The sequence below is a fragment of the Pseudomonas sp. PME37.24/025 genome, assembly GCF_055556615.1.
Genome location: NZ_JBVHNK010000006.1, coordinates 291653 through 305509, shown reverse-complemented (window position 1 = coordinate 305509; position 13857 = coordinate 291653). Strand labels below are relative to the sequence as shown.

The following is a 13857-nucleotide window of genomic DNA, read 5'->3' as shown; positions in this document are numbered from 1 at the left end:
AGAAATCCAACCTTCAGTTGGCAACGACCGTTCGCGAAACGCGAATGCATGGCTGGCTAGGGATTGCCGCGACCTCAAGTCAGCCTTCGCGGGCAAGCCCGCTCCCACAGGGATGTGTGCCGGATGAAATATTGGGTTCACCTCAAATCAACTGTGGGAGCGGGCTTGCCCGCGATGAGGCCCGCCCATCCAATCGAGAACATTCAGGCCTGACCGCGCAACTGCTCAAACAACATCCGGCTCACCGGCGACAGCCTCGCTTCATCGCGCACCACCAGAATCAACGCACGATCCGACCAGTCATCCGTCAGCGGCACCGCGTGCAAACCCAACGCCCGGCCAAACAGTTCGTAAGCCTTTTGCGGCAGGATGCCGATGCCCATGTTGGCCTGGACCATCCGGCACATGGCGTCGAACCCTGGCACATGAATCCGCAATCTCAGCACCTTGCCAGCCTTGCGCGCGGCCGCGTGGGTGCGCATGTTGATGGAACTGGCGGCGTGCAAACCGACGTAATCGCTGTCCAGTGTGTCGGCAAAAGCCAGGGTCGAACGACTCGCCAGCGGATGATCGGCCGGCATCAACACCATCAGTTTGTCCCGGCGGTAAAGAACACTGTGCAGACCTTTGACGTCACTGTCGCTGGAGCAAATCCCGAGGTCCGCCACGCCATCGAGCACGCCCTGAATCACCCCACTGCTGGGGCGTTCTTCGAGGTCGGTCTTGACCTGCGGATGGCGCTCGGAAAAGTCTCTCAAGTCTTCAGGCAGGAACTGAATGATCGCCGACAGATTGGCGAGCATCCGCACATAACCGCGTACACCGTGGCTATGCTCGCCCAGTTCGAGGCCCATCTTCTCGACGTTGAACAGCATCTGCCGGGCGTGGTGCAGCAGGGTTTCACCGGCCGGCGTCAGGGTCATGCCCTTGGCTTGGCGCACGAACAGGCTGATGCCCAGCGCCTCCTCCAACTCCATCAAGCGCTTGCTGGCCGCCGACACCGCGATCGCTTCGCGAGCGGCGGCACGAGTCAAGGTGCCCTCTTCGTGGACGGCCACGAACAGTTGGAGAGTGATCAGGTCGAGGCGGCGGATCAGGCTTTTTTGCAGCATGGGAGGGCTCGATGATTTCGGTTCAACTGAGTCGGCAGGATAGCCCGGTTTCGTTTCGTCCCCGCCATCCAATTGCCCGACAGCACTTCAGGGCAGTTCACCGCACTCTGGAATTCGTCGCGTTGAAGGAAAAGCTTTACGTTAATATCCGCCTCTTTGGCAACCTCACGCGTCGACATGAAGACGACGCTGATACGCCATTTCTGCGAACTCATCAGCGAGCTTTTACGCACTCACGGCCGGGACATCAGCAGCTGAAACTCAGGGAAGATCAAATGAAGAGCAGCACCACCCTCCTCATCACCTGCTGCACGGTTTTTCTCGCTCAATTGGGCATGAGCATTTACTTGTCGGCGCTGCCGGAAATTGCCCGGGATTTAACCGCCGATGCCTCGCAGGTTTCATGGGGGCTGGCGGTGTATCTGATCGGCATGGCGCTGCCGATGCTGTTCTGGGGCAGCCTCGGTCAGCGCATTGGCCGCAAACCGGTGCTGCTCGCGGCACTCGGTATCTACGGGGTGGGCAACCTGGCCCTGCCGCTGGGCCAGACGCTGGAGTCGTTCCTGTTTTTTCGACTGATTCAGGGTGTAGGCGCCAGCGGAATTTCGGTCATGGCCCGGGTGCTGATCCGTGACAGTTTTCGCGGCGACCTGCTGGCCAAGGCGTTGTCCTGGATATCGATTTCCTTTGTGGTAGCGCTGGGTATCGGCCAATACCTGGGGTCGATTATCCAGGTGGCGCTGGGTTGGCCGATGATCTTCTACTTGTTGGGTGGCGTGAGCCTGTTGATGGCGGTGGTGGTGGCGCGGGTCACGTTCCCGGTGCTCGCAGCAGAGAACACACTGTCATCGGCCTGGACGAGCTATTGGCACATTCTGGGTCATCGGGCCTTCCTGTTGCCGGCCCTTGTCGGCGGCCTGGGATACGGGGTGATCGTCGCATTCAACACCGCGGCGCCGTTGATTCTGCAAGGTCCCTTCAACTGGTCGGCAGTGGAATACGGATTGTTGGGTTGGCCAATCAGCGCGGCCTATTTTCTCGGGGCTGTGGCGGTCAATCGCTTTGTGCTGCGTACCGGTCAGCGCCAACTGATGACGGTAGGCGTTGGGCTGGTACTGGCCGGCAGCGCAGTCATGTTGCTGGGTAGCATCGCCGGTACGTCGATAGCGCTGCTGTTCTGGTTGCCCTATTGTTTTGCGGTGTTTGGCCAGTCGCTGAATTACCCGATCAGCCTGTCCCTGGCCAACGAAGGTTCGCCGGTCGGCGGTGCTTATGCGATGGCGTTGAGCGGTTTCATTCACCAACTGATGGCCGCCATTATCGGCGGTATCGCCAGCCTGATAGCGAGCCAGCAGGCATGGCCATTGTCGCTGTTATGCACCTTGCTGGCCGTGGGCGCGTTGCTTTGCGTAATGTTCGCGCCCGGCCGTCGAATCACTTAGAACGCGCTGCGGAAAATCTCCTCGATCTGCCGCTGATCCGCCTTCCGTGGATTGGTCAATCCACAGGCGTCTTTCATGGCATTGCCGGCAAGCACCGGGATGTCGTTGAGCCGGGCACCGAGCTCGCGTAAACCGGCGGGGATTTCCACGTCCTTGGCCAGGTTGCGAATGGCCCCGATCGCTGCTTGAGCGCCCTCTTCCGGGCTGAACCCGCGAACGTCTGCGCCCATCGCGCGGGCAACATCGGTCAGGCGGTCGGCGCAGACCAGCGCGTTGAAACTTTGCACATGAGGCAGCAGCACCGCATTGCACACACCATGGGGCAAGTCGTAGAACCCACCTAATTGATGGGCCATCGCGTGAACGTAGCCAAGGGACGCGTTGTTGAACGCCATACCCGCCATGAATTGCGCGTAAGCCATGTTTTCCCGCGCGATCATGTCACTGCCGTCGCGTACGGCCAGGCGCAGGTTATTGCTGATCAAGGTGATGGCTTTCAGCGCACAGGCATCGGTAATCGGGTTGGCTGCCGTGGAAACGTAGGCTTCGATGGCGTGGGTCAGTGCGTCCATGCCGGTGGCGGCAGTCAGGCTCTTGGGCATGGCGACCATCAGCGCCGGATCGTTGACTGACAGCAGCGGCGTGACGTTGCGATCGACGATGGCCATTTTCACGTGACGGGATTCGTCGGTGATGATGCAAAAACGGGTCATCTCGCTGGCAGTGCCGGCGGTGGTGTTTATCGCGATCAGCGGCAGTTGCGGCTTGGTCGACTGATCGACACCTTCGTAGTCACGAATCGTCCCACCGTTTGTGGCGCACAAGGCGATGCCCTTGGCGCAGTCGTGAGGCGAACCGCCGCCCAGAGACACCACGAAATCACAGCAACTTTCCTTGAGCAGGCCCAGGCCAAGTTCGACATTGGCGATGCTCGGATTCGGCTTCGCGCCGTCGAAGATCACCGAGTCGATGTCCTGGATCGCCAGTTTCTCGGCAATCATCTTCGCCACGCCAGCCTTGGCCAGTCCGGCGTCGGTGACGATCAGCGCCTTGCGAAACCCGTACTTGCGAATAGCGTCCATGGCTTCGTCGAGGCAACCAGTGCCCATGATGTTCACAGCGGGTATGAAAAACGTACTGCTCATGCGCGAGTCTCCTGGCTGAAGCCGAATCAACAGCACCGATCCGGCGGGTGCGCACAGGATCGACCCATTAGTCGTGCGGTAACTTGATCTGGCTCAAGGCCGGGGCGTGATAAAGTCGCCGTCCATCAGACCTTTTGCTTTGAGACAACGAACGCAATGACCGACTTCCAGGATGTCGATGCCCAACTTGAAGACTGGAACGCCTTGCGCACCACCGCCTCTTTCGGCGGCCTGCTGGTGGGTAACGGTGCCAGTCGTGCGGTATGGGACGACTTCGGCTATGACTCGCTGTTCGAAAACGCCCGCACCGTTGAAGAGAAGCCTCTGAGCCAATCCGAACTGAGCGTGTTCGACGCGATGCAGACGCGCAGTTTCGAACAGGTGCTTGGGGCGCTGAAAACCACCAGCCGGGTCAACAAGGCGTTGGCCGTCAGCTCTGCCGCGCCGCGCAATCGCTATTACGCGATCAAGGAAGCGCTGATCAACACCGTGCATGCGGTGCATATCCCTTGGCGGTTGGTGGTGCCCTCGACGCTGGCGACGATCAATCAGGAGCTGGGCAGCTATCGAACGGTGTTCACCACCAATTACGACTTGCTCAACCACTGGGCGATCCAGCACCGGCCTGACGTTATTACCGATCTGTTTCAGGGCACCGAGCCGCGTTTTGATCTGAGCCTCACCGCAACAGATAAAACCCGTCTGCTGTATCTGCACGGCGGCCTGCATCTGGTGCGTAATCAGGACGGTACGGCGCGTAAATTGATGTCGACCGAAGGCACGTTGCTGGGCAGCTTCGCCATCAACAATACGATCAAGACCCTCGACGACGTGCCGCTGTTCGTCAATGAAGGTCCGACCCAGGACAAGCTAAAAACCATTCGCAGCTCGGATTACCTGTCGTTCTGCTACGACCAGTTACTGGGCCATGGCGATGGGCTGTGCATCTTCGGGCATGCCCTTGGCGAGCAGGACAGTCATATCATTCATGCATTGCGCCAGGCGAAGCCGAAGACAGCGGCGATCTCGATTTACCCGCGCAGCAAAGCGTTCATCCAGCATCAGAAACGGCATTACACGAAGGTGTTCGAGGGGACGGGAGTGGAGCTGCGGTTTTTTGATTCGAAGACGCATGCGCTCGGTAGCCCCAAACTGACCGTACCGGTCGAAGTTTAGTCGCGCCGAGGCCGGCCCCTTCGCGGGCAAGTCGAATCGTCGCACCGCCGCTCCCACAGGGATTTGTGAACGCCACCGAACCAATGTGGGAGCGAGCCTGCTCGCGATAGCGGTCTGACATTCAACATTTACGTTGACTGTTATGGCCTCATCGCGAGCAGGCTCGCTCCCACACCAGGTATCCGGTGTGTTTAGAGCACCGGCAAGGTTTTGTCCTTGATTACCGTGGTCGGACCGTTGGTCTTGACGCTGGCGATGCCTTTATCCCTCGCGGCATCCGATGAGTAGGATTCGCTGCTGCCGATGATCTGATGGTTGGCAGCCTTGAGGTTGAAGTAAGGATGACCGTCCTTGGTGGTTTTTTTCTCATAGCGTTCGTCCAGCGGACTGTTGGCCTGAACCGAGGCGATACCGCTATCGGCCGCGCCGCGCGTGGTGTACAGCTCACTGGTCAGAATGGTTTCGGCGTTGGCCGCTTTCAATACAAACTTGAACTGACCGTTGCTGGTTTTGCTCACTTCGTACCATCCAGACATGCTTTTTCTCCTTGGCGATTGAGAGGTTTCGCGCTTCAGAGTAAAGACCAAGTCAGGATTTCTGTCGCCTGTACCGGCCCCTTCGCGGGCAAGCCTCGCTCCTACAGGTTTTGGGTCGGACGCAAAAATTCGCGGTCAACCGAAACCCTGTGGGAGCGAGGCTGCCCGCGAAGGCGTCCTCAAAATTGATACAAACCGCTCTATTTCACCACCGCCCGCACCACCGACAACTCAGGTGCCTGCACCCGACGCTGGCTCAAATAGCGCATGCAACTGACCCGCAAGAACGAGGCGAAATTCACCACTTCGCCACGGTAGTCCATCACCTCTTCATACAGCTTGGCGATTAGCTGATTGGTGGTCATGCCGTCGACCTCGGCGATTTCGCTGAGGATGTCCCAGAACTGATTCTCCAGCCGCAGAGTGGTCACCACCCCGCAGATGCGCAGCGAGCGGGAGCGCGACTCGTAGAGAATCGGATCGGCCTTGACGTAGAGCTCGCACATGGAAACGTCCCTCGTTACAGCGTGATTTTGGTGCCCAGCAACCCGAGGAAACCGGCCAGCCAGCTCGGGTGTGCCGGCCAGGCCGGTGCAGTGGCCAGATTGCCTTGAACGTGACCTTCCGTCACCGGGATATCGATGAACGTGCCGCCCGCCAGGCGCACTTCCGGAGCACATGCTGGATAGGCGCTGCACTCGCGACCTTCAAGAATGCCTGCCGCGGCCAACAGTTGTGCACCGTGACACACGGCGGCGATCGGTTTGCCGGCCTTGTCGAACGCTCGCACCAGCTCCAGGACTTTTTCGTTCAGGCGCAGGTACTCCGGCGCACGACCGCCCGGCACCAACAGCGCGTCGTAGTCCGCGGCGTCTACCTTGGCGAAATCGTAGTTCAGGGCGAACAGGTGACCGGGTTTTTCGCTGTAGGTCTGGTCGCCTTCGAAGTCATGGATCGCTGTGCGCACGGTCTGGCCGGCGGTTTTGTCCGGGCAAACGGCGTGTACCGTATGGCCGACCATCAGCAGCGCCTGGAACGGCACCATTACTTCGTAGTCTTCGACGTAATCGCCGACCAGCATCAGAATTTTTTTAGCCGCCATGGGGAGGACTCCTCTGGAAAATGCGTGGGCATGCAGGAGTACTCAAGGTAGTCCTTATCCGGCGGGTCGGGTAATAACCAGTTACTACCTGATGGACCGCGTTATCGTTCATCGCGGGCAAGCCACGCTCCCACAGGTTTTGCATCGGCCGTAAGAACGGCACAAGACCTGTGGGAGCGGGCTTGCCCGCGAAAGCGTCCTCAAACTGTACGCCTATCTTTGCGCCTAGCTGTAACAGCGGCATACCCAGCGTTTGTGGCTAGATGAAGACTCTTCCCGCCACCTTCGATTCTGGTTGCCATCATGTCCTCGCGCGAAAACACCGGCATGGCCCTCGGCCTGCTCGGCGTCGTTATCTTCAGCCTGACCCTGCCCTTCACACGGATCGTCGTGCAGGAACTCCATCCGCTGCTAAACGGCCTCGGCCGGGCGCTGTTCGCGGCGATTCCGGCAGCGCTTTTATTGCTGTGGCACCGTGAAAAGTGGCCCACCTGGAAGCAGGTCAAGGGCCTGACGCTGGTGATCGCCGGGGTCATCCTCGGCTTCCCGGTGCTGTCGGCCTGGGCCATGCAGACGTTGCCTGCCTCCCACGGCGCACTGGTCAACGGCTTACAACCACTGTGCGTAGCACTGTATGCGGCGTGGCTGTCCCATGAGCGCCCGTCAAAAGCCTTCTGGGCCTGTGCGGCGTTGGGCAGCGCGTTGGTGCTCGGTTATGCGCTGATCAGCGGCGCCGGCAGTATTCAGGCCGGTGATTTGCTGATGCTCGGCGCGATTGCCGTGGGTGGGTTGGGTTATGCCGAAGGCGGCCGACTGGCCAGGGAGATGGGCGGCTGGCAGGTGATTTGCTGGGCGCTGGTGTTGTCGACGCCGCTGCTGATCGGGCCGGTGGTGTATCTGGCGCTGCAACATCAGGGCGAGATTTCGGCCAAAACCTGGTGGGCGTTTGGTTACGTCTCGCTGTTTTCGCAGTTCATCGGGTTCTTTGCCTGGTACGCCGGGCTAGCCATGGGCGGCATTGCCCGGGTCAGCCAGATCCAGTTACTGCAGATCTTCTTCACGATCGCGTTTTCGGCGTTGTTCTTTGGTGAACACGTCGAGCCGATGACCTGGCTGTTTGCGGCCGGGGTGATCGTGACGGTGATGTTGGGGCGCAAGACGGCAGTCAAATCAAATGTGGGAGCGGCGGTGCGGCAATCCGACTTGCTCCCACAAGATCAGAGGTAGCCGTCAGCCCGCAACAGGGTTTCCAGGCAATGTTCGCTGATGTGGTAGAAGTCCTTCAGTTCCTGAATCTTCACCAACAGCTGAGCCGGGTCCACCGGCTCGGCGCGCTTGACCGCCAGGATCATCTTGTTCTTGTTGGTGTGGTCCAGTGAGATGAACTCAAAGACCTTGGTCTCGTAACCACAGGCCTCCAGAAACAGTGCACGCAAACTGTCGGTGACCATTTCCGCCTGCTGGCCCAGGTGCAGGCCGTATTGCAACATCGGCTTGAGCAGCGCCGGGCTCTGGATCTGCAGGCGGATCTGTTTGTGGCAGCACGGCGAGCACATGATGATCGAAGCGCCGGAACGAATACCGGTGTGAATTGCATAGTCGGTGGCGATGTCGCAGGCATGCAACGCGATCATCACGTCCAGCTCGCTCGGCGCGACGCTGCGCACGTCACCGCATTTGAACACCAGCCCCGGATGTTCCAGCTTCGCAGCGGCGGTGTTGCACAGGCTGACCATGTCTTCACGCAGCTCGACGCCGGTCACCTCGCCCTCGGCCTTCAGGGTGTTGCGCAGGTAGTCGTGGATCGCGAACGTCAGGTAGCCCTTGCCCGAGCCGAAATCCGCCACCCGCACGGGTTTGTCCAGCGCCAGCGGCGATGAGGTCAGCGCATGGCTGAAGACTTCGATGAACTTGTTGATCTGCTTCCACTTGCGCGACATCGCCGGGATCAGCTCATGCTGCGTGTTGGTCACGCCGAGGTCTTTGAGGAACGGCCGGCTCAGGTCGAGGAAACGGTTCTTCTCGCGGTTGTGCTCGGCGGACGGTACTTCGCGCAATTGCTGAGGTTTGCTCTTGAACAGCGAAGATTTGCCCTTTTTGCTGTATTCGAGCTGAGCTTCGTCGGTCAATGACAGTAAATGCGCGTTTTTGAACGAGGCCGGCAACAGTGCGGCGATGGTCGCCACGCCTTCGGCAAGCGGCAGGTTCTTGGTGATGTCGCGAGTCTTGTAGCGGTAGACGAAGGACAGGCACGGCTGATCCTTGACCGTCAGCTGCTTGATGATCAGCCGCTGCAAGTCCGCTTCGTCACCGACGTACTTGGCCAGCACCAGTTTGATGAAGGCGTTCTGGTCGAGGCTGGTTTGCAGCAGGTCGATGAACTGGGCGTGATGATCCGGCGCGAGGCTGGCGGGAGTGGCGGTGACAGACATGGGAAAAAACGGCCTCGGGCGGTGCGAATCGGGGAATGGTGGGTATTTTAGGGGGGATGGAGTTCAGGAACACTGTTATTTGCCAAACGGCAAAGATTCTGTGGCGAGGGAGCTTGCTCCCGCCGGCCGATCCGCGCCCGGGCGCAGCAGTCGTAAAGCAGACAACGAGATGTATCTGATGGAGTGCGTTTACCGATTTTGGGGCCGCTTAGCAGCCCAGCGGGAGCAAGCTCCCTCGCCACAAAAGCACCTCAAACAAAGTGCCTCAGGGTGGAAATGGCGTCAGCCCAACACCACCAACCGATTCGGCAATTCATTGCGCATATGGGTCACCGGCACATGCACCTTGAGCAACTCGCCGCACGCCTCGATGCATGTCACAAACCCCTGCAATGTCTGCCCCTGTTTCACCTGCTGCGTAAACGCCGCCACTATCGCGTCCCAGTTCTTGTTGTCCAGCCGTTTGGAAATTCCTTCATCCACCAGAATCTCCACATAGCGCTCGGCCTCGGAGACGAAAATCAGCATGCCGGTGCTGCCCACTGTGTGGTGCAGGTTTTGCTCCAGAAACTGCCGACGCGCCAGGTTCGACGCGCGCCAGTGACGCACCGTGCGCGGAATCAGGCGCGTGGTGACTTTCGGAATCCGGAACGCCAGGCACAACACGATGAAACTGAGCCACTGCACCAGCAACAGGCTGTGCAGGGTCAGCCAGCCCGTCAGGTAATGCACGATACCCGGCACCACCAACGCCAGCAGACTGGCCCAGAGCAGCGGGATATACGCGTAATCGTCGGCGCGGGCCGCCAGCACCGTCACCAGTTCGGCGTCGGTATCGCGCTCGACCCGGGCAATTGCCTCGGCGACTTTGCGTTGTTCGTGTTCAGTCAGTAATGCCATGGTTATGAATGCCTGCTCGCTATTATTTTTACCAGCAATGTTATGACTCTCAGTGTTATCACCAACCGTCCGACGAACCGCCGCCCCCGAAACCGCCCCCGCCGCCGCTGAAGCCCCCGCCGTCATTTCCACTGCCGCTGCCCCCACCAGAGCCGCTGCCATAGAATATGTCGTCAGACGAGCTTCGTCCCCTTGGGCCCACCACGCCGAGCATGTTCAGGAACCAGTACGTAATCAAAAAAGGCAATGCCATGATAAAAAGCATACCCACGCCATTGGCAAATATCTGGCCGAACGACTCTTCGTCTTCCGGCTGCCCCACATTCAGCGGGTTGCCGCCCAGCACCACCAGCATGGCGGCCACGCCGTCACTGATGCCCTTGCTGAAATTGCCGGTCTTGAACGAGGGAGTGATCACCTGATTGATGATCACCGAGCTCTGGGCATCGGTCAGGCGATCTTCCAGTCCATAGCCGACTTCGATGCGCAACTTGCGGTCGTCACGGGCAACGATCAGCAAGGCACCGGTGTTCTTGTCCTTCTGGCCGATGCCCCAGTGGCGTCCCAGCTGATAACCGAAGTCTTCGATGCTGGCGCCCTGCAGGTTTTCCACTGTGACGACCACCACTTGTTCACCGGTGGCCTTTTCGTGAGCCTGGAGCTGTTGCGTCAATTGCTCGCGCACCCCGGGCTCGATCAATCGGGCGTTGTCCACCACCCTCGCGGTCAGTGCCGGAAACGTCAATTCGGCCTGGGCCGTGAGCGCCATGGCGCACAACAATAGCGCCAGGCCTATTCTAAAAACACGCATTGGAACCTCATCCCTGATAACTGTATCGCCGACAGGGCGTTGATCAGAATTTCACTTGCGGCGCTTGTTCGGCCCCAGGAGTGGTGGCCTCGAAGGTTTCGCGAATCGGCAAATCGCTGTACATCACGCTGTGCCACAGGCGACCGGGAAAGGTGCGAAGCTCGGTATTGTACTTTTGCACCGCGAGGATGAAATCGCGACGCGCCACGGCGATGCGGTTCTCGGTGCCTTCGAGTTGCGATTGCAGCGCCAGGAAGTTCTGGTTGGCCTTGAGGTCCGGGTAGCGCTCGGACACCACCATCAAGCGACTCAGGGCACCGCTCAACTGATCCTGGGCCTGCTGATACTGTTTGAGTTTTTCCGGATTATCGAGGGACTTCGCATCGACCTGGATCGACGTCGCCTTGGCCCGGGCTTCGATCACCGCCGTCAGGGTGGCTTCTTCATGCTTGGCGTAGCCCTTGACGACTTCCACCAGATTGGGAATCAGGTCGGCGCGGCGCTGGTACTGGTTCTGCACCTGGCCCCAGGCAGCCTTGGCCTGCTCGTCGAGGGTCGGGATAGTGTTGATGCCGCAACCGGCCAGTAGTGTGGTCAGCAACATCAAGGCTGTAACCTGCAGGCTCGACCGATAGTGGTGTCGTACATTCATCTGGTTGACGCTCCTTGCACATTCCGTTGAAAAACAACCGGTGAACCTTGAACCCCGCTCTTGGGGCATAATCTGCGCCGCTACTGGATTGCATCGAGCCAATGGGCTAAAAGATGCCCAGCACTGACACACTGCAGAAGTGTGCTGCATTTACCTGAACAACAATAGTCGCTCCCTAAATTTTGGCTGACCGGCGCGTATTCACTGCCGTTTAGGCTTTTGAGAAAACCATTCATGAAGAAGCTGTGTTTGCTGGGCCTGTTCGTCAGCCTGGCCAGTCATACCGCATTGGCCGCCACGACGCCCGCACCTATAGAGAACAAGGACGCCTTCATCAGCCACCTGATGAAGCAAATGACCCTCGATGAAAAGATCGGCCAGTTACGCCTGATCAGCATCGGCCCGGAAATGCCGCGGGAGATGATCCGCAAGGAGATCGCGGCCGGCAATATCGGTGGCACCTTCAACTCGATCACTCGCGCCGAAAACCGTCCGATGCAGGACGCGGCCATGCGCAGCCGGTTGAAGATCCCGATGTTCTTCGCCTATGACGTGATCCACGGCCACCGGACCATTTTCCCGATTCCGCTGGCCCTGGCCTCGAGCTGGGACATGGACGCCATCGGCCTGTCCGGGCGCATCGCCGCCAAGGAAGCGGCGGCTGACAGCCTCGACATCACCTTCGCGCCGATGGTCGATATCTCCCGCGACCCACGCTGGGGCCGCACGTCCGAAGGCTTCGGCGAAGACACCTACCTGGTTTCGCGGATCGCCGGCGTAATGGTCAAGGCGTTCCAGGGCTCAGGCGCGAACGCGGCCGACAGCATCATGGCCAGCGTCAAGCATTTTGCCTTGTACGGCGCGGTCGAGGGTGGTCGCGACTACAACGTCGTCGACATGAGCCCGGTCAAGATGTACCAGGATTACTTGCCACCGTACCGCGCCGCGATTGACGCCGGTGCTGGCGGGGTGATGGTTGCGTTGAACTCCATCAACGGCGTGCCGGCCACCGCCAACACTTGGCTGATGAACGACCTGCTGCGCAAGGAATGGGGCTTCAAGGGCCTGGCGGTCAGCGATCACGGGGCGATTTTCGAGTTGATCAAGCACGGCGTCGCCGCTGACGGTCGCGAAGCCGCGAAGCTGGCGATCAAGGCCGGCATCGACATGAGCATGAACGACACCCTCTATGGCAAGGAATTGCCAGGGTTGCTGAAGGCCGGTGAGATCGAACAGAAAGACATCGACAACGCCGTGCGTGAAGTACTCGCCGCCAAGTACGACATGGGCCTGTTCAAGGACCCGTACCTGCGCATCGGCAAGGCCGAGGATGACCCGGCTGACACCTACGCCGAAAGCCGCTTGCACCGCGCCGAGGCCCGTGATGTGGCGCGCCGCAGCCAGGTATTGCTGAAGAACCAGGGCGACACCCTGCCGCTGAAGAAAACCGCGAAAATCGCTCTGGTCGGTCCACTGGCCAAGGCCCCAATCGACATGATGGGCAGCTGGGCTGCCGCTGGCCGGCCCGCGCAATCGGTAACGCTGTTCGACGGCATGACCCACGCACTCGGCGCGCAGTCGACGCTGATCTACGCCCGTGGCGCGAACATCACCAGCGACAAGAAAATCCTCGATTACCTGAACTTCCTCAACTTCGATGCACCGGAAGTGGTGGATGATCCGCGCCCGGCCAATGTGTTGATCGATGAAGCGGTCAAGGCTGCCAAGCAAGCGGATGTGGTGGTGGCAGCGGTGGGCGAATCCCGTGGCATGTCCCACGAATCGTCGAGCCGCACCGACCTGAACATCCCGGCCAACCAGCGCGAGCTGATCAGGGCTTTGAAAGCCACCGGCAAACCGCTGGTGCTGGTGTTGATGAACGGCCGCCCGCTGTCGATTCTCGAAGAGAAAGAGCAGGCTGACGCGATTCTGGAAACCTGGTTCACCGGCACCGAAGGCGGCAACGCCATCGCTGACGTGCTGTTCGGCGACTACAACCCGTCGGGCAAACTGCCGATCAGCGTCCCGCGCTCGGTGGGTCAGATTCCGACCTACTACAACCACCTGAGCATTGGCCGGCCGTTCACGCCGGGCAAACCGGGCAACTACACCTCGCAGTATTTCGAAGACACCACCGGGCCACTGTTCCCGTTCGGCTTCGGTCTGAGCTACACCCAGTTCAGCCTGACCGACATGGCGCTGTCGTCGACCACACTGAACAAGACCGGCAAGCTCGACGCCAGCGTCGTGGTGAAGAACACCGGCAAGCGTGACGGCGAAACCGTGGTGCAGTTGTACATCCAGGACGTGACCGGTTCGATGATCCGCCCGGTCAAGGAACTGAAGAACTTCCAGAAAGTACTGGTCAAGGCCGGCGAACAGAAAGTCGTGCACTTCACCATCACCGAGGATGACCTGAAGTTCTACAACGCCCAGCTCAAGTACGCCGCGGAACCGGGCAAGTTCAACGTGCAGATCGGCCTGGACTCCCAGGACGTGACGCAGCAGAGCTTTGAGTTGCTGTAATTCCTCAACCACTGCAAGTACCT

Annotated in this window: 13 protein-coding genes; 4 read left to right on the top strand and 9 right to left on the bottom strand. The window is 59.7% G+C overall.

The annotated features are described in order from the left end of the window. Positions 1 to 203 precede the first annotated feature (203 nt). Positions 204 to 1112, bottom strand: coding sequence for a LysR family transcriptional regulator (locus ACZ3HH_RS13515; protein ID WP_454185164.1), 909 nt, complete (start codon positions 1110 to 1112; stop codon positions 204 to 206). 275 nt (positions 1113 to 1387) lie between these two features. On the opposite strand from ACZ3HH_RS13515, the gene ACZ3HH_RS13510 reads away from it, so the two are divergent. Next, the gene (locus tag ACZ3HH_RS13510; RefSeq protein ID WP_465805257.1) at positions 1388 to 2554 is read left to right on the top strand and encodes a multidrug effflux MFS transporter; all 1167 of its coding nucleotides are present in this window, start codon (positions 1388 to 1390) and stop codon (positions 2552 to 2554) included. On the opposite strand, the gene yiaY is transcribed toward ACZ3HH_RS13510, so the two are convergent. Continuing rightward, positions 2551 to 3699: an L-threonine dehydrogenase gene (gene yiaY / locus ACZ3HH_RS13505; RefSeq protein ID WP_465805256.1), complete on the bottom strand. Its 1149-nt coding sequence runs from the start codon at positions 3697 to 3699 to the stop codon at positions 2551 to 2553. The two genes, ACZ3HH_RS13510 and yiaY, sit on opposite strands and share 4 nt — an antisense overlap. 156 nt (positions 3700 to 3855) lie before the next feature. Here yiaY and ACZ3HH_RS13500 point away from each other — a divergent pair, with 156 nt between their 5' ends. Beyond that, complete coding sequence (locus tag ACZ3HH_RS13500; RefSeq protein WP_465805255.1) at positions 3856 to 4875, top strand: DUF4917 family protein; 1020 nt, start codon at positions 3856 to 3858, stop codon at positions 4873 to 4875. Positions 4876 to 5066: 191 nt separating this feature from the next. On the opposite strand, the gene ACZ3HH_RS13495 is transcribed toward ACZ3HH_RS13500, so the two are convergent. The 3 genes from ACZ3HH_RS13495 to ACZ3HH_RS13485 all read right to left on the bottom strand — a co-directional run bounded on the left by ACZ3HH_RS13495 (position 5067) and on the right by ACZ3HH_RS13485 (position 6513). Next, a complete protein-coding gene (locus tag ACZ3HH_RS13495; protein WP_447788686.1) occupies positions 5067 to 5411 on the bottom strand; it encodes a YegP family protein in 345 nt (114 codons plus the stop codon). Positions 5412 to 5611: 200 nt separating this feature from the next. After that, positions 5612 to 5917, bottom strand: coding sequence for a ribbon-helix-helix domain-containing protein (locus ACZ3HH_RS13490; protein WP_007935755.1), 306 nt, complete (start codon positions 5915 to 5917; stop codon positions 5612 to 5614). 14 nt (positions 5918 to 5931) lie between these two features. Further along, positions 5932 to 6513 (bottom strand): DJ-1/PfpI family protein, encoded by a 582-nt coding sequence (locus ACZ3HH_RS13485; protein ID WP_465805253.1) that lies wholly within the window; start codon positions 6511 to 6513, stop codon positions 5932 to 5934. 303 nt (positions 6514 to 6816) lie between these two features. Here ACZ3HH_RS13485 and ACZ3HH_RS13480 point away from each other — a divergent pair, with 303 nt between their 5' ends. Next, entirely contained in the window at positions 6817 to 7740 is a 924-nt protein-coding gene (locus ACZ3HH_RS13480; protein WP_465805251.1) for a DMT family transporter, read from the top strand. On the opposite strand, the gene ACZ3HH_RS13475 is transcribed toward ACZ3HH_RS13480, so the two are convergent. The 4 genes from ACZ3HH_RS13475 to ACZ3HH_RS13460 form a co-directional block, all read right to left on the bottom strand. Next, positions 7731 to 8945, bottom strand: a complete 1215-nt coding sequence (locus tag ACZ3HH_RS13475; protein WP_465805249.1) for a class I SAM-dependent methyltransferase — start codon at positions 8943 to 8945, stop codon at positions 7731 to 7733. The two genes, ACZ3HH_RS13480 and ACZ3HH_RS13475, sit on opposite strands and share 10 nt — an antisense overlap. A gap of 282 nt (positions 8946 to 9227) precedes the next feature. Further along, a complete protein-coding gene (locus ACZ3HH_RS13470; RefSeq protein WP_465805248.1) occupies positions 9228 to 9845 on the bottom strand; it encodes a TPM domain-containing protein in 618 nt (205 codons plus the stop codon). A gap of 58 nt (positions 9846 to 9903) precedes the next feature. Continuing rightward, positions 9904 to 10656: a TPM domain-containing protein gene (locus tag ACZ3HH_RS13465; protein ID WP_465805246.1), complete on the bottom strand. Its 753-nt coding sequence runs from the start codon at positions 10654 to 10656 to the stop codon at positions 9904 to 9906. A gap of 43 nt (positions 10657 to 10699) precedes the next feature. After that, complete coding sequence (locus ACZ3HH_RS13460) at positions 10700 to 11308, bottom strand: LemA family protein (RefSeq protein WP_465805244.1); 609 nt, start codon at positions 11306 to 11308, stop codon at positions 10700 to 10702. A gap of 234 nt (positions 11309 to 11542) precedes the next feature. Here ACZ3HH_RS13460 and bglX point away from each other — a divergent pair, with 234 nt between their 5' ends. Beyond that, positions 11543 to 13834, top strand: coding sequence for a beta-glucosidase BglX (gene bglX / locus ACZ3HH_RS13455; protein ID WP_465805242.1), 2292 nt, complete (start codon positions 11543 to 11545; stop codon positions 13832 to 13834). The last annotated feature ends 23 nt before the right edge of the window (positions 13835 to 13857 follow it).

Coding starts and splice junctions, on each gene's coding strand:
- ACZ3HH_RS13515 (WP_454185164.1), bottom strand. CDS start 1,112: ATGCTGCAAAAAAGCCTGATCCGCCGCCTCGACCTGATCACTCTCCAA.
- ACZ3HH_RS13510 (WP_465805257.1), top strand. CDS start 1,388: ATGAAGAGCAGCACCACCCTCCTCATCACCTGCTGCACGGTTTTTCTC.
- yiaY (WP_465805256.1), bottom strand. CDS start 3,699: ATGAGCAGTACGTTTTTCATACCCGCTGTGAACATCATGGGCACTGGT.
- ACZ3HH_RS13500 (WP_465805255.1), top strand. CDS start 3,856: ATGACCGACTTCCAGGATGTCGATGCCCAACTTGAAGACTGGAACGCC.
- ACZ3HH_RS13495 (WP_447788686.1), bottom strand. CDS start 5,411: ATGTCTGGATGGTACGAAGTGAGCAAAACCAGCAACGGTCAGTTCAAG.
- ACZ3HH_RS13490 (WP_007935755.1), bottom strand. CDS start 5,917: ATGTGCGAGCTCTACGTCAAGGCCGATCCGATTCTCTACGAGTCGCGC.
- ACZ3HH_RS13485 (WP_465805253.1), bottom strand. CDS start 6,513: ATGGCGGCTAAAAAAATTCTGATGCTGGTCGGCGATTACGTCGAAGAC.
- ACZ3HH_RS13480 (WP_465805251.1), top strand. CDS start 6,817: ATGTCCTCGCGCGAAAACACCGGCATGGCCCTCGGCCTGCTCGGCGTC.
- ACZ3HH_RS13475 (WP_465805249.1), bottom strand. CDS start 8,945: ATGTCTGTCACCGCCACTCCCGCCAGCCTCGCGCCGGATCATCACGCC.
- ACZ3HH_RS13470 (WP_465805248.1), bottom strand. CDS start 9,845: ATGGCATTACTGACTGAACACGAACAACGCAAAGTCGCCGAGGCAATT.
- ACZ3HH_RS13465 (WP_465805246.1), bottom strand. CDS start 10,656: ATGCGTGTTTTTAGAATAGGCCTGGCGCTATTGTTGTGCGCCATGGCG.
- ACZ3HH_RS13460 (WP_465805244.1), bottom strand. CDS start 11,308: ATGAATGTACGACACCACTATCGGTCGAGCCTGCAGGTTACAGCCTTG.
- bglX (WP_465805242.1), top strand. CDS start 11,543: ATGAAGAAGCTGTGTTTGCTGGGCCTGTTCGTCAGCCTGGCCAGTCAT.